Source organism: Armatimonadota bacterium, from assembly GCA_037138755.1.
Classification (GTDB): Bacteria; Armatimonadota; Fimbriimonadia; order Fimbriimonadales; family Fimbriimonadaceae; genus Fimbriimonas.
Map to the genome: position 1 here is coordinate 362,737 of JBAXHT010000001.1, position 18,024 is coordinate 380,760.

An 18,024-nucleotide genomic window follows, 5' to 3' on the forward strand; every position below is an offset into this window, starting at 1 on the left:
GGAGCAGCATGATGGGAATAAACCCGGCACAGGCTAAGCACCCGCATCTATGCCGCAAACGCTGGAGACACACGGATAACGCAGTCGGCCATTTTCTTGGCGTTGATGGAATAGACGCCGCCTGCAGGGCACAACTGAGTGGCATACACAGCCCGCAGTATGGCCATTAACTGGCGCACGACATCGTGCGGATCCTGAAACCCTGCTTCGATTGCCAGTGAGGAGAATCGCATTTCGACTGAGCGAACTTGGGTTGCGATCACTTGCCGGATCGGCGAATCATCTTCGGTGAACTCCGCAGATGCTCGCATGTAAAGATTCGGGAGCTGGCCCGAACCCGAGAGAAGCTCCACGGCTCCAAAAACTGACGAAATGTATGACTTGGCATCAGAACTCCTCTCCACTGCGTACTCACGGATGCTAGCCATGCACTTCTGATGCGTATCATCCAAAGCAGCAATCACAAGTTCTTCCTTGTTCTTGAAGTGGTAGAAGATTGTCATTTTCGAAACGCCAGCTTCGAGAGCAATGAGATCCAGACTTGTACGATGAAAGCCATTTGATGAGAACACTCGCACTGCGGTCTCGATCAGCTGTTGCCGGGTAGAGACAGTCCTCACCACGGCTTTGTCTTGTGAATTCGTATTCATAGCTTCGCTGTGCAGCACGTTATTGGACTGCGGTCTCGTGAATAAGGTTCAATCAAGTTCCACACGGATGCGAATTGAAAACCTCTGGTTTGGGCAAGGACTGAGACCCTTCATTGGGCGAATACTGCTTCTGCCGCTCACGGCACTCTATTCACTTGCCTGGTCATTTTACCTATTGATGTATCGATATCGCATCAAGCGCTCGGTAGCCGCTCACCCCCGCGTGCTGTGCATTGGTAACCTCACGGCGGGGGGATCGGGCAAGACACCGGTGACTATTTTTGTTGTCGAGTGCTTGGTTCAACTCGGGTTCAAACCGGTGGTGAGCTGCAGTGGTTATGGAAGCCCTAAATCTGAGGCGGCGTCGGTCACTCCAAACGGGCCCCTTGATCCCATAACATGGGGTGACGAACCGGCGGAAATTCGGGACTTTAGACCTACTGATAACATTATCGTGGGGCGTGATAGGGTTATCGCGGCCTCTCTAGCCAGTAAGGAGTTTCCGGGATCGATCCTGGTTCTTGATGATGGATTTCAGCATCTTCCTCTACATAAACATATTACGATTATCCTTGATTCTTTAGACCCTTTGAACGCCCTTCCTTTCCCTTCGGGACCGTATCGGGAGCCGCGTTGGAACCGCGCACGCGCCGATCTTGTGTTGCCAAGCGACCGGTTTCGCGTGGAGTACTCGCCGCTGGAATTCACGGATATGGCAGGGAATCGGGTCGAAACTCCTCTTCGAGCCTCTATACTCAGCGCGATTGCCCGCCCGGACTTGTTCGAGGCATCGGTTCGTGAGGCCGGAGTTGAGGTGGCGAGCGTACACGTTCTGCCGGATCATGACCCACTTGATGCCTCAGATCTGTTTTCGCGCCACAATGAAGGAGCCCTCATCGTAACGATGAAGGACTGGGTGAAAATCAGAACGCGCTCCGATATTGATCGAGTTAGCATTGTCATCGCTAAGCGGAGAGCCACGATTGAGCCCAGAGAAGAGTTTTTGCAGTGGTTAAAGGAGCGAATCCCTGAATAAGAAAGCACTCATCCACCGCCTCGGGCTAGGTGTTCTCAACTTTGGCGAGAAGTGGTTCCGGATTCCGGACATCGCAAAGTCCGAACGGCGCGGCGCGGCGCTCGGAATGCTCCTGTGCCGCCTTGACAAGAAGCATCGAACCCAGACGGCGGATAACATTGCGCTCGCGTTTCCTGGGCTATCGGACGCCGAACAGTCTCAGATGGCCAGAGGAATGTTTCAGCACTTCGGCAGAACGGTTGCCGACTTCCTCCGCTCCCCGCTCCGTAAAGCAAGTGAGTTTCCAACAGATACGGTCATCGAAGGTCATGAACACCTACAGGATGTTCTCAAAGAGGGCAAGGGCGTTCTCTTGATCAGCGCTCACCTTGGCAATTTCGAGAGGATGGGTCATTACATTTCGTCCGAGGGAGTCAAGGTATCGGGCATTGCCCGCGATGCCAACGAGTCAGCAATCACCGACAAGGTGAACTCTCTGAGAGGTCGATACATGGAGATCCTCAGTAGAGGCAACGCCGCCAGAGAGACGATCAAGCGCCTGAAAGCAAACCAACTCGTTGTGATCCTCCCCGATCAAAACGCCGACGAAGCTTACATCCCTTTCTTCGGCAAGCCGGCCGGCACCGTACTCGGACCGGCGGTGTTACATCTCAGAACAAAGGCCCCGATCTTGCCTTGTTGCCACCTGCGAACTGGTCCAGGCACGTACCGACACGTCTATCTTGAGCCGATTCGAGCTCGAGAAGGTGAGAAGCCGGAGGAGTTGATGACCCGAGTGAATAGCGCTATCGAGGAGATGATTCGCCTTGCTCCCGAGCAATACCTGTGGATGCATGACCGCTGGAGATACGCTCGTCGACGAGGGCTATTGTGAACATTCTAATCTCACGGCTATCAGCGCTCGGGGACTGTGTCTGCACCCTACCTGTGGCAGTGGCTCTGAAACAGGCGTTTCCGGAATCGAAGATCACATGGGCAGTTGATCCGCGCTTTGCGGGGATTATCGAATGCTGTTCCTCGGTCGATGAGATTCAGCGAGTTAAGACAGGGTTTAAACCCGCCAGTTGGCCTTCTTTCGACACAAAGTTTGAACTGGCTCTCGATATGCAAGGGCTCTCGAAGAGCGGGCTCGTTGTTGCACGGGCAAAAGCAGACAAGAAACTGGGATACCATTGGCAGCGGGAGTTGGCCCCGCTCTTTTCGGCGGCGGTGATGCCAGACGCAAGTAGCTTACATGTGGTAGACCAATACGTTGATGTGGCTAGGGCCGCCGGGGCCGAGTGCGATCGAGCAGAATTTGGAATGGCTCCTTTGGAGGAAGATCGTGATAAGTGCAAGTCTCTTCTTGCCGAGCATGGCGTAGAGGGACCTTTCGTAGTGATGAACGCCGGAGCTGGTTGGGCATCCAAACGGTGGCCCTCTCTGCACTTTTCCAGACTGTCGGACATGATATCGGCGAAGGGGATTTCTCCCGTTTTTATCGGCGGAAAAGCCGAAGGTGACCAGCAGGCGTTCCGAGAAGTCGAACAGGAAGCGAAATCGGGAGTTGTTAACTTGCTCGGAAAAACCTCGGTCAGGGAGCTGGTCTCTCTCATCTCGCTTGCCAACGCGCATGTTGGCGGTGACACCGGAAGCAGCCATGTGGCTGCGGCTCTCGGGGTTCCGGCGGTTGGTTTGTATTCGATCACCAAGCCAGTTCGTTCATGCCCTTATGGGCAGATCCATCGATGCCACTACGCCGAGCGTAAGCTCGGAGATATCGAGCCAGAGACGGTTTTCCGGACGGTTTGGGAGGCAGTTTCGTGACGGTTAGAGAATTGCAGTCTTGCCGAGCCGGGAAGACGGTTGTGTTTACCAATGGGGTGTTCGACATTCTGCATGCTGGGCACGTGGACTACCTGGAGAAAGCCCGGGCACTGGGGGACTACCTGGTCGTCGCGGTGAACACCGACGAGACGGTGCGACGGCTTAAGGGAGAGACTCGCCCGGTCAACCAATTGGAGGATCGAATGAGGGTGATCGGTGCGCTTCGGTGCGTTGATTGTGTCGTTTCGTTTTCGGAGCACACTCCGGAGACGATTATCGCCGAGATTAGACCCGACGTGCATGTCAAGGGCGGAGACTATACCGAGGACGCATTGCCTGAGGCAAAGGTTGTTCGGAGCTATGGCGGCTCGGTGGTCATCATGCCCACTCTTGAGGGGCGCTCGACAACCCGCATCATTGAACGGATGCAAAAATGAGCCTGATCGATTTCAACAAGCCACAAACGTGGCTTTTCTGCATGACCCATCCAGACGACGAAATCTCGGTTTGCGCGACGATGCGTCGGCTTGTTCAGGCGGGGCATGATGTGCGGATTAGCTGGACTCACTCGCCGGAGTTTCGCCTCAAAGAAGGAGTTGCGGCTGCGGCGTTGGTCGGGATCAGGGAAGACAGACTCTACCATCACAACTCGACAGATGGCTCGACATGCGACGAGATGGCGGATTTGCTCCCAAGTTTTAGGGCAATGATACGCCATTCGAAGCCCGACTTTGTGGTCTGTGGGGCGTTTGAGCAAGGACATCTCGATCATGACGCGACGAATTGGCTCGTTAACCAAACCTTCGGGGGCACGGTACTCGAAGTGCCGTTTTATCACACTTACATTCGCCCTCAGTTGCAACGGATCAATCAGTTTTCAGACCCAAAAGACCAAGAAGTGATCGTGTTGGATCGCGCCGAGCAAAGGTTCAAGCTCGACTTTGCAAAGCAGTTCCGAAGTCAAAACATTTGGCAGGTACTGCTGACGTTCGAGATTATCTCGGCATTGTTGCTCCAGCCCGCCAAGCTGCGAAAGCGAGAGCTAATTCGGCGACAGACTCATCGTGACTTTCGAAAGCCCAACCACCCCGAACGACTCGCACGGCGAGTCGAGAAGACACCCCAGTGGCAGCGCTGGCTGGATGCGGTTGCTAGGACCGAATCGCTACGCTGATGGTTCGGACTGGACCGGCGAAGAGTTTGCGATCTGTGCCCTTGATCCAATCTCCGATGTGCAATTCGTTCGTCGTCACGGTACTGGAACTCTTCGGAGTGAGAGGCGATTCAATTTCCTTTGAGCAGTAAGCGAAGGTCGGTCGACCTTCCCAAAAATCGAAGTCGATCACATGCCCAAAGAGCACTCTAGGCTTCTTCTTGGACTCCAAAATTAGAATCGACTTCAAATCCCCATTGGTCTGGTCTTCCCTCGCCGTCGCAAGTAAGAAGAGCCGCTTAGTGCCGGAAGTCGAGTGCCAGCCTCGGTGAAAGAGGAACTGTCGCTTATCTTCCCTGCTCATGCCCGGTACAACAATCTGCTTTCCACTTTCCAGAACGAGTGGTGCTCCATCAGGATCCGTTGTCGTGTATTTGTCGTCTTTCCAGTCCAAAAACTTTGGTGTTTTGGAGAAATCGATCGGCTGAAGTTTCATCGTCCTCGGGTTCAGCACGGCACCTTCGCCATCTTCGTACTTCGAAAGTGACAGTGTGCCTGGAGCGGTGATTCGGCTAGTCGCATCCGAAATTTCGTAATACGCGGTGGCGTCGATCAATTCTGGTTTCCAGTTTTTGACCGAACCGACATACACCCCGACCTGAGTTTGTACGGCTAGTCGATCTTTGCCGAGCCAAGCAACGCGGGTGGGCAGCTGCTCAAGGGGCAGCCGACGGCGCTTGGTGCCATCCAGCGCACTCAGATAAAGCTCAAGCTTGCTAGAAGCCGTCCCCGGCTTGTAAAACCGGGAAACAAATGCGAGCTCGTCCGGTTGAGCGGCGGCCAGGAGAACAAGAGCTGAGATCATCTGCCTTTCAGACGGAGTTTCTGGACGATTCGATTCAGATTAACGATGTTAAGGTCGGATGGAAACACTGGCCACGTGGACTGCTCCAATGTAAAGACGTTTCTGCGGAGTTGTCTGGGAGAGCCAGTTTCCCGCAACAAGCTCGCTCGACCAGACCTGGATGGAGTTCGGATTCTTGGGGTCGAGAGGCGAAGTTGTTCGCGGTGTGCAATAGGCAAAGTAGCCCCTTGACTCATGAAAATCGATGTTGTTGGCTTCAGAGATAAGGGTCCTCGGAGGTTGAGACTTCTCGAAGAGCAAGAGCGAATTGATCGATCCGGACGTGGAACTGTGCGTTCCCGTCATTACAAAAAGTCGATTGTTGTCACGCCATGCCCGTTGGAACTCGTATTCCGACTCCACTTCCTTTGATCTCGCGTGGTAGCTGAAGGACTGAAACGGCTCGACTTTCAGCTTGCTGCCATTCGGCTCGTCGATGTCCGTTGGGCCTTCCTCAGCAAGCTTGACGTCGTGATTCGTCGAAATCTTTTGCGTCTTGAATTGAGATGCTGCCGGGTCAAAAATGAAGTAGCCAGGCTTCTCATCGATAGAGAACTCTGGCTCTCCGGGCTTCCAAGTTCGATTCCTCGACTCGATCAAATTGTAGTCACCTGAGTCTTTGATGAGCTTTGGCTTCCAAGACTTCACGTTTCCTAGGTACCAACCTAAGTCGGTCTGTACGAGGAGGGCGAACGGACTTGCCCACACCGCCCGATGAGGTTCCTTTGGCATCGAGAGCAACCGTCGTTTCCCGCCAAACTCGCCATCTAGATACAGCTCAAATCGACTCGCGGCTTTTCTGGGCTTGTAGAAACGTGCGACGACGGCCAGATGATCTGCTGAACTCTGGGTATTGGGATGGGTGGCTGGAAGTGCTAACGACAGAAGCATATTCACTCTCTGACGCGTTTGTTCATCGTAACGATTCTACGAAAGTTGTGGGCTGACAGCTGAGGGCGTCTGTTCTTAAGTCCAAGATCACACGCACGATCCCTTGATCGAATACAACTAACGCTTGAGAATAGCGTCCAGAGCATTACTCGTATTCGCTACGCGCACCATTGGATAGCGAGGATAGTGAGGGATCATCTCGGCTACGAGAGCCCCATCGAACCCGATCTCACCCAAAGCCTTCACGACTTCCTCAAAGTTCACATCCCCTTCGCAAAGGTCGCAGAACCCCTCGGCCGTACCCACAGCGCGTTTGAAGTCTTTCACATGAACCGCAACGATTCGATGCTCTAAAGCTCGAATCCACATCTCGGGGTACCCAAAGGGGAGGATATTCCCGACGTCGAAAAGACACCCGACGAACGGAGAATTGAACTGGTCGATGAATGCCTTCATCTCACCAATCGTGATGAGCATCTTGTTCCAAACGTTCTCGATCCCCATTGTCACCCCGCACGCCTCGGCGTGGGGAATCAGGGCCGCCATGCCTTCTGCGCCCCACTTCAGGCAGTCTTCATAGTTCTGAACAGGTCGGTCGGGCAGAAAGAAAACATCCACTGCCGCCGGAATCGTGAGGTGAACTTTCGCCCCGAGCCAACTGCTAATCTGGAGCATCTTCTTAAGATCGTCCGAAGCCGCTTGCCGAACCTTCGGGTCCGGATCGCCCAGCGAGCGACCCCAATAAAGCCCGCTCGCCGTGGTCTTGAGCAGAATCCCCTCGTTTTTAGCCGCATCCAAAAGGCTCTTACACTTCGCCTCAGTCGCGTCCGTCCCAAACTGCGTCCCTGGTTCCCCGATGCAAAGCTCCAAAGCCTCATACCGGTGCTCCTTCGCGAGTTTGATGGCGTCAAACGGATCGACCTTATCCTCGAATGAACCCGGAAACGACCAATAGTTAATGCCTTTGAGCAACATGCTGCCGAGTTTATCTTGTGCTGGCTATGCGTTTGCCGCTCATCGCTTTTAGGAGATCAGTCAAACGATTGCGAGCTGCACCGGTCACAACAGTTGCTCACGTAAAAGCCGCAACGCAGTCTGCTCCGCTCTTGCTCGAATATCCTCGCGGATTCCTCTGAACTTGCACTCCTCAACTGAAGTTCCATCGGGCGACGCAATCGCGATGTAGACCAACCCAACCGGCTTCCCGTCGACATCGGCGGTTGGACCGGCATTGCCAGTGATGGCAACCGAGTAAGTGGTTCGTAATGCGAGCCGAATCGACTCCGCCATCCAGGACGCGGTTTCGGGAGAAACTGGTCCGTTCTCTCGGAGTATGGAGTGCGCGGTAGAAGCCGCGCTTTCGCTTCCGTATTCTGAAACATTTGGGGTCGAAAGGAGGGCCGCTTTTGCATCTACCGAGTAAGTGACCACACCGCCCACATAAGCAGCACTCGCTCCCGGAACCATCGTCAGCCGCGAACCCAAGCCGCCTCCGGTAATCGACTCCGCTGTCGAAACTGTCTCTCCCCTGGAAATCAACAAAGCCAACACGGCTTCCTCCAAAGTCGTCTTGTTAAGCCCGTACACCGCCGAGCCCAACTCGGCTCGAATCGCGGCTTCAACGGGGTCAAGCAATCCCTCTGCATCAGAAAGCGAAGAAGCCTTGGCGGTCAACCGAAGATGAACCTCGCTTGGCTGAGCGTAAGGCGCAACCGTTGGATTCTCGTTCTCCATCAGGTGCTTGATCCGCTCCTCGACCGCGCTCTCGCCAACCCCCGTTATCCGTAAGACCCGCGAGTGGATCACCACACCGCCGCCCAAGGTCTCTAGCATCGGCTTCACCGAGTCGTACGCCATCGGGTCAAACTCCCCGCGGGGTCCAGGGAGCGCAAAGACCGTCTTGCCGTTCTTCCGCGCGACCAGCCCCGGCGCGGTGCCGTTCGGGTTTGGGATGATCTCGGCGCAGGTCGGCTTTTGCGCTTGCCTCGCGTTGGATTCGACCCAGGTGTAGTTCCTCGCGGCGAACCAGCGGCGGAGGCGCGTTTCGATCTCCGGCACCGTCTCCAACGTGTCGTCAAGGGCCAAAGCAATCGCGTCCCGGGTGAGGTCATCCGCTGTTGGCCCAAGACCACCAATGCAAACCACCACATCCGCCCGGCTCAGGGCCTGGCGAAGCACCTCGACAATCCGGTCCAAATTGTCGCCCACCGTCTGTCGGTGCCGACACCCAATGCCGCATTCGGCCAGAATCCGCGCCATCGTCGCCGAATGCGTGTCCGTTATCTGCCCCAATAGCAGCTCAGTTCCGATGGCAACGATTTCGGCGTTCACAGCATCTAGTATGGAGTGCGGAGTTTTAACTCCGCTTTAAATGCGACGAGCTCTGCTCGAGCAGAGCTCGTAATCCTGGCACCAAACTGCTGAGCGATCCGTTACAATGCCAAGAGGTCGAAAGCGTGACAAAGATTGCCAAGATAGGAATTGCCTCTCTCTTTTTCGTCTTGCTAGGTGCGTTCTTGTGGCCTGTTTGTGCCTGCGGTTCACCTCGAACAGCGTGCATGAGCCGACTCAAACAAATCGGAAACGCGGTCTCGCTGTACGCGGCCGATAACGAAGAGAAGCTGCCGTCGATTTACTCGTTCGACCCAGACCCAAAGTCAGGTGAACGTTTCATTCAAGCAGTTAGCGGCTACTCCAAGTATCCAAATTCCTCAAAGGAGTTCACTTGCACTGAAGACAAAGCGGACGTACACCAAACCAGATTGGCCCAAGTTGAAGGCTCGGGACCGCTTGGGTTCGAGCACGATCTAGAACTCCGTTCGAGCTATCGGCCGCATACCAAAACTATTGACTTACAACAGATCGAAGACCCACAAAGTCGCATCTACTTGCGGGACCCGATTCGAAGCGTGGCGGTGGAAAGGGGGCGCACAGTCATGAACTCACCTCACGGCGAGGCATTCGTGATTCTGTTTCTCGACAACCACGTGCGCGCCCTCCACCTCGGACCGAACGGCTTCTACAAGCCGAATCCGAAGTAGCGCTCGTTGATCTGTCCCAGAGCCTTGTATTGCAGTTGATCAATTCAATGAAGTGTCAATCTATTACACCGAGTAGGGTAATTCATGGTGCAAGTACCGCCATTCGCTTGGGTGTTGGTCGTCAACCAACAGCGTCGGCTTCGGCAGAAATCCTTTGAACAACTGAGCAATCCCCAGTTGCTCTGCTACCTCACGGGCGTAGACCGAACCACCGCTACTCCATAAGTACATCTCAACCGACTCCGCTGCAAGTTCCTTCACTCTTGCAACCATGCGTGGCATCGGGATGCGTTTACTGCCAACGGTTCGAATGATAGTGTCGTCAACGTCGACGAAAACGATCTTGTCCAATGCTAAACCGCCACCGACCGAAAGACTCCTAGCGCGAACTCCAAGTGCTCGTCGGCAAAGTCTGCGTGAGTCACGAGGCGAAGACGGTGAGTCGCCGCTGGCATCGCCCAGACTCCCTTCTCGTGCAAAGCGGTCGCCCACGTCGCTGCAGGCTTCTCGGTGTTCAACATCACCAAGTTCGTCGGATTCGCGTCTGGATCACATGAAATCCCGGGTAGTAAACCCAGCTCCAAAGCCAACCGACGAGCTCGAGCGTGATCCTCAGCGAGCCGATCCACCATCTTCGTCAACGAGACAATCCCACAAGCTGCGAGCAGACCCGCCTGACGCATCCCGCCGCCCAGCCGCTTGCGCCAGAAACGAGCCGCGTCGATGAACTCGGCAGGACCTGCCAAAATCGATCCGACGGGCGCCCTAAGTCCTTTCGACAAGCAGAAATTCACTGTGTCCACATGCTTCGTAATCTCCGAAACATGCACGCCCTGGGCCACCGCAGCGTTAAAAATCCGCGCTCCGTCAACGTGAATCTTGATCCCAAACTCGTCCGCAACTCTACGATACTCAGCGAGAACATCCAAAGGAATGACGGTTCCGCCTGCCCGGTTATGGGTGTCTTCAATGCAGATCAGGGTCGTTCCCGGAGTGTGGAGGCTTTGCTTTGTCATCCGCCGTCGAATCTCTGATGGAGCCATTACACCCCGATCCGAAGGTAGGGTCCAGGTAAGAACATTGGCAAAAACCGCTGGAGCACCGACTTCATAGAAGATCACGTGCGCCTCCTCCTCGACGATGATTGCATCCCCTGGCTTGGTGTGCGTGGCAATCGCCATCTGGTTCCCCATTGTTCCGCTGGGAACAAACACCGCCGCTTCTTTGCCGACCATCTTCGCGGCAAGCTGTTCGAGTTCGATGACAGTAGGGTCGTCTCCCAGAACGTCATCGCCCAGGGCCGCCGCCTGCATCGCCTCAAACATTTCGGGGGTTGGCTTGGTGACGGTGTCGCTGCGAAGGTCGGCGATAAGCATGGTCTCTAGGTTACACTCTGCAGCAATGAAGCGAGCGATTCTGGTCGGTGCAGGCGGAATGGGCCGAGCCTGGGCGAAGAACCTTTTAGACCATCCGGAAATCGAGATTGCAGCCTGGGTCGACGTGATGCAAGGTCAAGCTGCCCGCTCGGCTCAGGAACTGAATCTTCAAGTTCCGTGTTTAGAGAATCTCGGTGATGCCTTGCGAGCAGGAGGGGATTTTGTGGTTGATGTCACGATTCCCGAAGCTCATGAGGCGGTGACTTTGGAAGCCCTTGCGGCAGGTTTCCCTGTTCTTGGCGAAAAGCCGATGACGATTTCGATGGAGTCAGCTCGCCGGTTGGTGAAGGCATCTGAAGACGCGGGGAAGCTCTACATGGTTTCGCAGAGTCGCCGTTATGACGGTCGTCAAACCGCTTTCAAGTCTCTTGTAGAACAGCTTGGAGCGGTCGGAATTCTCAATGCTGACTTCTACATTGGCGCCCATTTTGGAGGTTTTCGGGATGTGATGGATCACGTTCTGATCCTTGATATGGCGATCCACACCTTCGACCAAGCCCGCCACATCTCGGGCCTTGACCCAGTCAGCGTCTACGCCGAAGAATTCAATCCGGACTGGTCGTGGTACAAAAACGGCTCGTCGGCAACCTGTCTGTTCGAGATGGAAGGCGGGGCAAAGTTCAACTATCGAGGCTCCTGGTGCGCCGACGGCCTCCACACGAGCTGGGAAGGCGAATGGCGCGCTTGCGGCCCAAACGGGACGGCCAAATGGGATGGGCATAGTTCGATTCAGGCCGAGCTGATCGAAAGTAACGAAGGCTTCCACCGCCCCGTCCGTCACATTGATGTAGAACCTATCGATGAACCCAGCGGCATAGCAGGTTCCCTGCGCGAATTCCTGTGGGCTATCGAAACCGGCGGAATTCCGAAGGGTGAGTGCCACGACAACATTAAGTCGCTAGCGATGGTTTTCGGCGCCATAGAGAGCGCGAAGCGCGGTGCTAGGGTGCAAATAGCCGAGTTACTCAGCCGACCATAGCGCCCGCGAAAGGGCGAACTTCAACTGAGCCTCGACAGGCAAGGGCAGCCTTGCGCCCCCACTCAACTGCTTCCTCCTGACTCTCGCACGCGAGCACCCAGAATCCATCCACGTATTGGTCCGTCTTCAAAAACGGACCTTCGGCGATTTCAGTGGAGCCGTCTGCCATCAGCAAAACCGACGTTGACAACGAAAGGGATTGCAGCCCTCCGACAAAGATTCGAACACCGGCGGCAACCATTTCGTCGTTAACCTGATCGATGGCCACTCTAACGGATGGGCCAAGTTCCTTGTCATGGTCAAAGTCCGTCGGCCGGTGGATGGAAACTAGAAACTTCATTTGACTCGCCGGACAGATACTACTTCTCTTTAGAACAAATCGCAAGGCATTCCCGATTCCTCTAGATGGGCGATCAGCTCCGAGGCGTGGGTTTTGTCCTTTGTCTCAACGATACAGGAGATCGTGACTTTGCTGAAGTTGGGCTGACCGAAGGTCCGCTCGTGCGAGATTTGTTTGACACTGGCTTTTTGTTCGGCGATGGCGCGTGTGAATTTTTCGAGACCTCCAGGTCGGTCAGAAATTACGGTCCGGAATCGCACAAGACGCCAGTCACAGCGGAGGCCATAGTTGATCACCCGTCCGAGGACGGCCGGATCGATGTTTCCGCCGCAGAGGACAATCACGACAGTTTTGCCTCGTAGCTCTGGAAGCTTGTCTCCGACCAAGGCGGCTAGACCGGCGGCTCCGGCGCCTTCAACGACGCCTTTCTCAACTTCAAGAACCCGCAGGATCGCGAGGGCGATGTCTTGCTCGGAAACAGTGACGACTTTGTCAACATGTTCGCGAGCCAGCGCGAAGGCGTTGTCACCTACCCGAGGCACCGCGAGGCCATCGCCTAGCGAGTCTCCCATCTCGATCATCACTGGTTCGCCCTTCGCTTGGGCGGCGAGGTATGAAGCGCACTGGTCAGGTTCGACACCAATCACTTTGACCCCTGGGGCCTTGGTTTTGACGGCAAGCGCGAGACCGGCGATGAGACCTCCTCCGCCAACGGGAAGAACGATGGCATCGGGAACGATCTCCATCTGCTCCAGAATTTCTAACCCCATCGACCCAGCTCCGGCGATGACATCGATGCCGTCGAAGCCGTGGATGTAAGTCATTCCGTCTCGTGCGACGTACTCATCCGCACGAGTCTTGGCTTCCGCAATGTTTGCCCCAAAGAGCTCCACTTCTGCCCCGAATTGCCTGGCTCGTTCCTGCTTGACGAGGGGTGCGATTGTTGGCATGACAACCCGGACCGGAATCCCGAGGAGCTTTCCGTGGTAGGCGAGGGCAAGGGCGTGGTTCCCAGCCGAGGCGGCGATGACGCCTTTCTGCTGTTGCTCTTCGTTAAGCAAAAGTAGCGCATTCCGCGCACCGCGTTCTTTGAAGGAACCCGTCTCCTGCAAGTACTCCATCTTGGTGTAAACCCGGCAGCCAAACATCTGGGAGAGAATAGGCGAGTGGCTACAGGGGGTGCGCACGATGCCGTCCGAGATGCGGGCGGCGGCGGCAACTACTTCGTCGTAAGTTGGCCGTAGAGACATGGCGAACAGTTTACTGTGCCAGAATTTCGTGTGGCCCACCGTATCGTATTGGCCAGTGCTTCGCCCCGGCGACATGAGCTATTGAAGAAGGTTGTAGCCGAGTTTGTCGTCGATCCGGCGGATCTGGATGAGGACGCTCTGACTCTGGACGATCCGTTTCAGACTGCTGAGAAACTCGCCTTGGCGAAGGCTGAGTGCGTTGCCGGAAGACATCCTGGTGACTGGATGATCGGGAGCGATACGGTCGTTGCTTTGCCTTTGGGTGATGGGATTTTCAGGCAGTTCGGGAAGCCCAAAGACTCTGATGAGGCGTTCGAGTTCTTGAACGAGTTATGTGGGAAAACCCACCTGGTGATCACCGGGGTCGCAATCGTCACACCGTCCAAGTCGGTATGCGCTCACGCTGTTGCAGAGGTTGAGTTCAACGTCGTGAGTCAGGCACAGCTCAATGACTATGTTCATACCCAGGAACCGATGGACAAAGCGGGCGCCTACGGCGCGCAAGGGATGGGTGCGTTTTTGGTGAAGGAGCTTCGCGGAGACTTTCAAACGGTTGTTGGCCTACCGACTTTCCTAGTCCGGCAGATGCTTCAGGAGTTAGACTATCCGTTCGAGCCATGATAATCCTTTGCCCCGCCAAGCTGAATCTGTTCCTCTCGGTCGGGCCAATCGACCACCGCAAATACCATCCTATCCGTTCGATCTTTCAGGCTATTTCGCTGTACGACGAGTTGGAACTGACTCCGTCTTCCACGCTAACTTTTGAGTGCAATGACTCCTCGGTACCGGCGGAGAACACCGTCACCAAAGCTTGCCGGCTATTGATGGAGGTTGTAGATTTTCCTCCAGTTCACGCGAAGTTGACGAAGCGAATTCCCAGTGAAGCCGGCTTGGGCGGCGGGAGCAGCGATGCGGCGGGGGTGCTCCGTGCTTCGAAGCACTTGATGACGATGGCGATGCCGGCTTACGAGCAGAAGGCGATTGCCAAGGCCATCGGCGCGGATGTGACGTTCTTCCTCACCGGAGGACGCGCCAGGGTCGAGGGTTATGGCGAGCAAGTGACCAAGATCGGTTCTCCTATTACACTCGAATGGTACGTGGTGGCCCAGCCTCCAGATCGGTGCTCGACAGCTGAGGCTTATGCCAAATTGGACTCGTTGTCTTATGAGTGGTTAGATTTTCCCACCGAGGATGTTTTGTATAACGATTTCGAGCGCGCGGCTCCTTGTGGTTCGCTTGAGCTGATGGAACGGCTAATGGTTCATGGAGCGAGAGACTCGGGTCTGACGGGTTCCGGATCGGCGGTTTTCGGTCGCTTTGCCTCGGAAGAAGCCGCAACTATCGCGGCGGGGAAGCTAGAATCTGAGGCTCCTTTCGTGGCAGTTGCGCACGGCTTGTAAGTTCCCTGTACTCGGTGGGCGAGTAGCTTCATTCTGCATAACCTCCTAACTGCGCAACTCCAGGGTGTTGGGAGGGTAAAACTTCCTGGTCCATGAGCCTCCCCATCAGCCTCCAACTCTACTCCCTGCGCGACGATGCCCCGAAAGACTTCCCCGGAATCCTTACAAAGGTTGCCGAGATGGGTTACGAGGCAGTTGAGTTCGCTGGTTATCACGGGCATTCCGCCGCTGATTTACGGTCGGTATTGGATTCAAACGGGCTCAAGTGCTCGGGAACTCATACGATGCTCAAGGCACTTGAAGATGACTTTGATGGCACGCTCGAGATTCATGCGACTCTGGGAACCAAAAACGTGATCATCCCATGGCTTCCTTTAGAGCTTCACTCGACTGCCGAAGCGACTTTAGAGCTTTCAAAGGTTCTCACCGAAATGACTCACAAGGTCGAAGCAGCCGGTTTCCGCCTCGGATTCCACGCTCACGACGCCGACATGAAGCCGCTCGACGACGGACGCTCAACTTGGTACATCCTTGGTGAAAACACGCCTTCGACGTTTATTCTACAGTTCGATACCGCGAACTCGATGCACGGCGGAAGTGACCCTGTCCAGCCTTTGCTAGATTGGCCGGGTCGAGGCGTGACCGTTCACCTCAAGGAGTATCCATTTGACGGTTCCGCTCTAGGTGAGGGCCAGGTACCGTTCGCTGAAGTCTTAAAGGCTCTGCCGACGGCCGGAGCTGAGTGGATCGTGGTTGAGCAAGAGCAGTACGGCAGTCGGACTCCGCTCGAGAGTTGCTCGGTGAGCTTGGCGAACCTGAAAGGTCTGCTTTGAGCTTTCCGCTAAATGACTGCGCCCCGAAAGACAAATCTTTTTGGGGCGCAATTGATGATTGGTCGAAGAACTTAAACTGTTCCTTCAGGGAACCAGAGCTTTAGCTCATTAGCAGCCGCATCGGGGTCGCTGGAGCTGTGGACGAGGTTGTCATCAATGGTCAGCGCGAGGTCTCCGCGAACCGTTCCGGGGGTGGCGTCGATGGGGTTGGTTGCGCCCATCATGGCTCGGATAGCTTTAGTCGCATTGGTACCGCTGACCGCCATGGCGACGATCGGGCCGCTGACGAGGTAGTCGCAGACATCCTTGAAGAAAGGTCGCTCGCTGTGCTCGGCGTAGTGTGCCTCGACGGTTGCGCGCTCGGCGTTGATGAGCTTCAGTCCAGTGACTTTGAGGCCGCGTGCCTCGACTCGGCGAGTGATCTCACCGATCAGATTTCGGCTTACTCCGCCTGGCTTAATGAGTACAAGTGTCGTCTCCATTTTCCCTTAAAGGGTACCCGCTATGCCGTCGGCGGAACGAAGTCATCCGGAGCTTCCGCCGGGGCGGCTGCCTGCAGTTTTGCAAGTTTCTCCTCGAAAATCTTCATTGGCCTTTCGTCCAACCCAGCCTCGCCGCCAGCGAGCATCCTTGCCAAAGCTGCGGATTCTGCACGGGAGAAGGAGATTGAACCCACGATATGCTCCTCAAAGGCCTCGTATGCCATCGGCGCAACCGCCTTGGCGCACTGCGCCAGAGCCTCGGCGTAGGCCCGAATCTCGTACTGAGCGTGTGAATCAGCGCGCAGTCGGATGAAGTGAAAGAGGTTGTGCAAATCAATCTGCCAGTACCACTCGGTGTACAGCGACAGTGGCAAGTTGGTTCTGGCCAGTTCTCGCGCTACCCCCTTATCAAGCATTTCTGTGTAGCCAGCGTAGGCTTCCTTTTGCTCGCGTTCGAGCTGGGCAATCACGCTCATGGCTTCGTCTAACGGCAACACACCGCCCCGACCCTGCTTGTTGTCCGAGCTTTGATACGACACCTTTTCTGGTTCCGGGACGTAAAACTCATCCTTCATCACTGAGTAGCGGCCACTGATTTCGTTGAGCCGCGCCGTTCGGTGACGAATCCATTGCCGGGCGATGAAGATTGGCATCTTGCAATGGAAGGTTAGCTGCACCTGCTCGAATGGAGAGGTGTGCCAGTTGCGGAGAAGATAGTGGATTAAAGCCCGGTCTTGACGGACCGTCTTAGTCCCTTCGCCGTAGCTCACGCGGGCTGACTGGACGATCCGCTGATCGCCGCCCATGTAGTCCACAAGTCTCACAAACCCCTTATCAAGAACCTTGATCTCTTGGTCAAGCAGGGCATCGGCTTCGGGAACTGTGGTGCGTGGCATAGGAACTGCTAATTTTACTGAGTCCACAATGAGGTTCATCGAATTGTCTGAATGTTGGGTTAATATATGGGCGTGCGCCGTGCCTTTACTCTCATCGAACTGCTCGTGGTGATTGCTATCATCGCGATTCTCGCCGCTATCCTTTTCCCGGTTTTTTCACAAGCGAAGGAAGCCGCCAAGAAGACGAAGGCTCTCGCTCAAATGAAGCAGCTCGGCACTTCGCTGTTTATCTACGCAGCAGATTCTGATGACTTCCTGGTTCCAGCTTCTCTTCGAGACGGAACTGCGGCTAATCCGATCATCTGGACCCAAGGGCTGTTTCCCTACGTGAAGAACACGGAAATTTTTGTCGCTCCTGATGCCCAAGGCTCCACATTTGCCATCGATTGGAACGGTCGCCGCAACCAGAGCATCGGCTACTCGGACGCAACCGGAGTCGATCCGCTCAGCACTGCAGTTCCTGGGGCAGCCGCACCGGGAACCGAGGGCTTCACTTCTGCCGCAAACTTCTCTGCCGCCGAAGAGTCGGCGCGAACCGGACTGATCGTCACTACTCCGAACTCGGCGATCACTTCTGACAAGGAAAGGGGTTACGTTTTCAATCCTTACAACGGCGCAAAGCCGACCACGACCGATCCCGCCGCAGACTACACAAACGGTCTGCCTTTGATCGCAGATCGAAACTTGGTTAAAGAGGCCGGAATCGTTCCTCAGCCAGTTGCTGGATGCACATCAGTGCCCACTCAGCCTGGCTACTTCAACTGCACAACCCTTGCTGCGGGAGCATTGAAGCCGGTTTACGCACGCTACAGCCGAACCGGTCGGAACGACGGCTCAACGCCCGTCGTCTTTGCTGACAGCCACGCCAAGTCGTTCACCGCGGCTTCGCTCAACAGTTTCGGCAAAGTCATTTGGCGATTCCGCTAA

Annotated in this window: 22 protein-coding genes; 11 read left to right on the forward strand and 11 right to left on the reverse strand. The window is 55.4% G+C overall.

What is annotated here, in order from left to right:
* Positions 1 to 47 precede the first annotated feature (47 nt).
* The gene (locus WCK51_01645; protein ID MEI7575567.1) at positions 48 to 650 is read right to left on the reverse strand and encodes a TetR/AcrR family transcriptional regulator; all 603 of its coding nucleotides are present in this window, start codon (positions 648 to 650) and stop codon (positions 48 to 50) included.
* Positions 651 to 717: 67 nt separating this feature from the next.
* Here WCK51_01645 and lpxK point away from each other — a divergent pair, with 67 nt between their 5' ends.
* The 5 genes from lpxK to WCK51_01670 all read left to right on the forward strand — a co-directional run bounded on the left by lpxK (position 718) and on the right by WCK51_01670 (position 4,666).
* On the forward strand, positions 718 to 1,686 hold the full coding sequence (lpxK, locus tag WCK51_01650; protein ID MEI7575568.1) for a tetraacyldisaccharide 4'-kinase: 969 nt from the start codon (positions 718 to 720) through the stop codon (positions 1,684 to 1,686).
* 70 nt (positions 1,687 to 1,756) lie between these two features.
* Complete coding sequence (locus WCK51_01655) at positions 1,757 to 2,560, forward strand: lysophospholipid acyltransferase family protein (protein ID MEI7575569.1); 804 nt, start codon at positions 1,757 to 1,759, stop codon at positions 2,558 to 2,560.
* 59 nt (positions 2,561 to 2,619) lie between these two features.
* Entirely contained in the window at positions 2,620 to 3,492 is an 873-nt protein-coding gene (locus WCK51_01660) for a glycosyltransferase family 9 protein (GenBank protein ID MEI7575570.1), read from the forward strand.
* Positions 3,489 to 3,929 (forward strand): D-glycero-beta-D-manno-heptose 1-phosphate adenylyltransferase, encoded by a 441-nt coding sequence (gene rfaE2, locus WCK51_01665; protein MEI7575571.1) that lies wholly within the window; start codon positions 3,489 to 3,491, stop codon positions 3,927 to 3,929. The genes WCK51_01660 and rfaE2 overlap by 4 nt, the downstream gene beginning before the upstream one ends.
* Positions 3,926 to 4,666 (forward strand): PIG-L family deacetylase, encoded by a 741-nt coding sequence (locus tag WCK51_01670; protein MEI7575572.1) that lies wholly within the window; start codon positions 3,926 to 3,928, stop codon positions 4,664 to 4,666. Before rfaE2 ends, WCK51_01670 begins: the two co-directional genes overlap by 4 nt.
* Here WCK51_01670 and WCK51_01675 read toward each other — a convergent pair.
* The 4 genes from WCK51_01675 to WCK51_01690 form a co-directional block, all read right to left on the reverse strand.
* Positions 4,644 to 5,510: a hypothetical protein gene (locus tag WCK51_01675; protein MEI7575573.1), complete on the reverse strand. Its 867-nt coding sequence runs from the start codon at positions 5,508 to 5,510 to the stop codon at positions 4,644 to 4,646. The genes WCK51_01670 and WCK51_01675 overlap by 23 nt on opposite strands.
* Positions 5,511 to 5,558: 48 nt before the next feature.
* Complete coding sequence (locus tag WCK51_01680) at positions 5,559 to 6,440, reverse strand: hypothetical protein (protein MEI7575574.1); 882 nt, start codon at positions 6,438 to 6,440, stop codon at positions 5,559 to 5,561.
* A 117-nt stretch (positions 6,441 to 6,557) separates the two neighbouring features.
* A complete protein-coding gene (locus tag WCK51_01685) occupies positions 6,558 to 7,415 on the reverse strand; it encodes a sugar phosphate isomerase/epimerase family protein (protein ID MEI7575575.1) in 858 nt (285 codons plus the stop codon).
* Between the two features lie 84 nt (positions 7,416 to 7,499).
* Complete coding sequence (locus tag WCK51_01690) at positions 7,500 to 8,771, reverse strand: competence/damage-inducible protein A (GenBank protein ID MEI7575576.1); 1,272 nt, start codon at positions 8,769 to 8,771, stop codon at positions 7,500 to 7,502.
* 227 nt (positions 8,772 to 8,998) lie between these two features.
* Here WCK51_01690 and WCK51_01695 point away from each other — a divergent pair, with 227 nt between their 5' ends.
* Positions 8,999 to 9,481: a hypothetical protein gene (locus WCK51_01695; GenBank protein MEI7575577.1), complete on the forward strand. Its 483-nt coding sequence runs from the start codon at positions 8,999 to 9,001 to the stop codon at positions 9,479 to 9,481.
* Between the two features lie 63 nt (positions 9,482 to 9,544).
* On the opposite strand, the gene WCK51_01700 is transcribed toward WCK51_01695, so the two are convergent.
* Together WCK51_01700 and WCK51_01705 are read right to left on the reverse strand one after the other, a co-directional pair.
* Complete coding sequence (locus WCK51_01700) at positions 9,545 to 9,763, reverse strand: hydrolase (protein MEI7575578.1); 219 nt, start codon at positions 9,761 to 9,763, stop codon at positions 9,545 to 9,547.
* Between the two features lie 71 nt (positions 9,764 to 9,834).
* Positions 9,835 to 10,857, reverse strand: a complete 1,023-nt coding sequence (locus tag WCK51_01705; protein MEI7575579.1) for a GntG family PLP-dependent aldolase — start codon at positions 10,855 to 10,857, stop codon at positions 9,835 to 9,837.
* 25 nt (positions 10,858 to 10,882) lie between these two features.
* Between WCK51_01705 and WCK51_01710 the strand changes: the two genes are divergently transcribed.
* Positions 10,883 to 11,896 carry a Gfo/Idh/MocA family oxidoreductase gene (locus tag WCK51_01710; GenBank protein MEI7575580.1) on the forward strand — a complete coding sequence of 338 codons (1,014 nt, stop codon included), beginning with the start codon at positions 10,883 to 10,885 and terminating at the stop codon, positions 11,894 to 11,896.
* Here the strand turns inward: WCK51_01710 and WCK51_01715 are convergent.
* Both WCK51_01715 and ilvA read right to left on the reverse strand, forming a co-directional pair.
* Positions 11,883 to 12,236, reverse strand: coding sequence for a YciI family protein (locus tag WCK51_01715; protein MEI7575581.1), 354 nt, complete (start codon positions 12,234 to 12,236; stop codon positions 11,883 to 11,885). The genes WCK51_01710 and WCK51_01715 overlap by 14 nt on opposite strands.
* A gap of 29 nt (positions 12,237 to 12,265) precedes the next feature.
* Positions 12,266 to 13,486 carry a threonine ammonia-lyase gene (ilvA, locus tag WCK51_01720; protein ID MEI7575582.1) on the reverse strand — a complete coding sequence of 407 codons (1,221 nt, stop codon included), beginning with the start codon at positions 13,484 to 13,486 and terminating at the stop codon, positions 12,266 to 12,268.
* A gap of 30 nt (positions 13,487 to 13,516) precedes the next feature.
* Here ilvA and WCK51_01725 point away from each other — a divergent pair, with 30 nt between their 5' ends.
* The 3 genes from WCK51_01725 to WCK51_01735 all read left to right on the forward strand — a co-directional run bounded on the left by WCK51_01725 (position 13,517) and on the right by WCK51_01735 (position 15,719).
* The gene (locus WCK51_01725; protein MEI7575583.1) at positions 13,517 to 14,107 is read left to right on the forward strand and encodes a Maf family protein; all 591 of its coding nucleotides are present in this window, start codon (positions 13,517 to 13,519) and stop codon (positions 14,105 to 14,107) included.
* Positions 14,104 to 14,886: a hypothetical protein gene (locus WCK51_01730; protein MEI7575584.1), complete on the forward strand. Its 783-nt coding sequence runs from the start codon at positions 14,104 to 14,106 to the stop codon at positions 14,884 to 14,886. Before WCK51_01725 ends, WCK51_01730 begins: the two co-directional genes overlap by 4 nt.
* A gap of 92 nt (positions 14,887 to 14,978) precedes the next feature.
* Positions 14,979 to 15,719, forward strand: coding sequence for a sugar phosphate isomerase/epimerase (locus tag WCK51_01735; protein ID MEI7575585.1), 741 nt, complete (start codon positions 14,979 to 14,981; stop codon positions 15,717 to 15,719).
* 71 nt (positions 15,720 to 15,790) lie between these two features.
* Here WCK51_01735 and ndk read toward each other — a convergent pair whose 3' ends face one another.
* Positions 15,791 to 16,201 (reverse strand): nucleoside-diphosphate kinase, encoded by a 411-nt coding sequence (gene ndk, locus WCK51_01740; protein ID MEI7575586.1) that lies wholly within the window; start codon positions 16,199 to 16,201, stop codon positions 15,791 to 15,793.
* Positions 16,202 to 16,221: 20 nt separating this feature from the next.
* Positions 16,222 to 17,097: an FAD-dependent thymidylate synthase gene (thyX, locus tag WCK51_01745; GenBank protein ID MEI7575587.1), complete on the reverse strand. Its 876-nt coding sequence runs from the start codon at positions 17,095 to 17,097 to the stop codon at positions 16,222 to 16,224.
* A 72-nt stretch (positions 17,098 to 17,169) separates the two neighbouring features.
* Between thyX and WCK51_01750 the strand changes: the two genes are divergently transcribed.
* Positions 17,170 to 18,024, forward strand: coding sequence for a prepilin-type N-terminal cleavage/methylation domain-containing protein (locus WCK51_01750; GenBank protein MEI7575588.1), 855 nt, complete (start codon positions 17,170 to 17,172; stop codon positions 18,022 to 18,024).

Coding starts and splice junctions, on each gene's coding strand:
- WCK51_01695 (MEI7575577.1), top strand. CDS start 8,999: ATGAGCCGACTCAAACAAATCGGAAACGCGGTCTCGCTGTACGCGGCC.
- WCK51_01730 (MEI7575584.1), top strand. CDS start 14,104: ATGATAATCCTTTGCCCCGCCAAGCTGAATCTGTTCCTCTCGGTCGGG.
- ndk (MEI7575586.1), bottom strand. CDS start 16,201: ATGGAGACGACACTTGTACTCATTAAGCCAGGCGGAGTAAGCCGAAAT.
- WCK51_01680 (MEI7575574.1), bottom strand. CDS start 6,440: ATGCTTCTGTCGTTAGCACTTCCAGCCACCCATCCCAATACCCAGAGT.
- WCK51_01710 (MEI7575580.1), top strand. CDS start 10,883: ATGAAGCGAGCGATTCTGGTCGGTGCAGGCGGAATGGGCCGAGCCTGG.
- WCK51_01700 (MEI7575578.1), bottom strand. CDS start 9,763: ATGCCACGCATGGTTGCAAGAGTGAAGGAACTTGCAGCGGAGTCGGTT.
- WCK51_01715 (MEI7575581.1), bottom strand. CDS start 12,236: ATGAAGTTTCTAGTTTCCATCCACCGGCCGACGGACTTTGACCATGAC.
- WCK51_01685 (MEI7575575.1), bottom strand. CDS start 7,415: ATGTTGCTCAAAGGCATTAACTATTGGTCGTTTCCGGGTTCATTCGAG.
- WCK51_01645 (MEI7575567.1), bottom strand. CDS start 650: ATGAATACGAATTCACAAGACAAAGCCGTGGTGAGGACTGTCTCTACC.
- WCK51_01675 (MEI7575573.1), bottom strand. CDS start 5,510: ATGATCTCAGCTCTTGTTCTCCTGGCCGCCGCTCAACCGGACGAGCTC.
- lpxK (MEI7575568.1), top strand. CDS start 718: ATGCGAATTGAAAACCTCTGGTTTGGGCAAGGACTGAGACCCTTCATT.
- WCK51_01670 (MEI7575572.1), top strand. CDS start 3,926: ATGAGCCTGATCGATTTCAACAAGCCACAAACGTGGCTTTTCTGCATG.
- thyX (MEI7575587.1), bottom strand. CDS start 17,097: ATGCCACGCACCACAGTTCCCGAAGCCGATGCCCTGCTTGACCAAGAG.
- WCK51_01735 (MEI7575585.1), top strand. CDS start 14,979: ATGAGCCTCCCCATCAGCCTCCAACTCTACTCCCTGCGCGACGATGCC.
- ilvA (MEI7575582.1), bottom strand. CDS start 13,486: ATGTCTCTACGGCCAACTTACGACGAAGTAGTTGCCGCCGCCGCCCGC.
- WCK51_01705 (MEI7575579.1), bottom strand. CDS start 10,857: ATGCTTATCGCCGACCTTCGCAGCGACACCGTCACCAAGCCAACCCCC.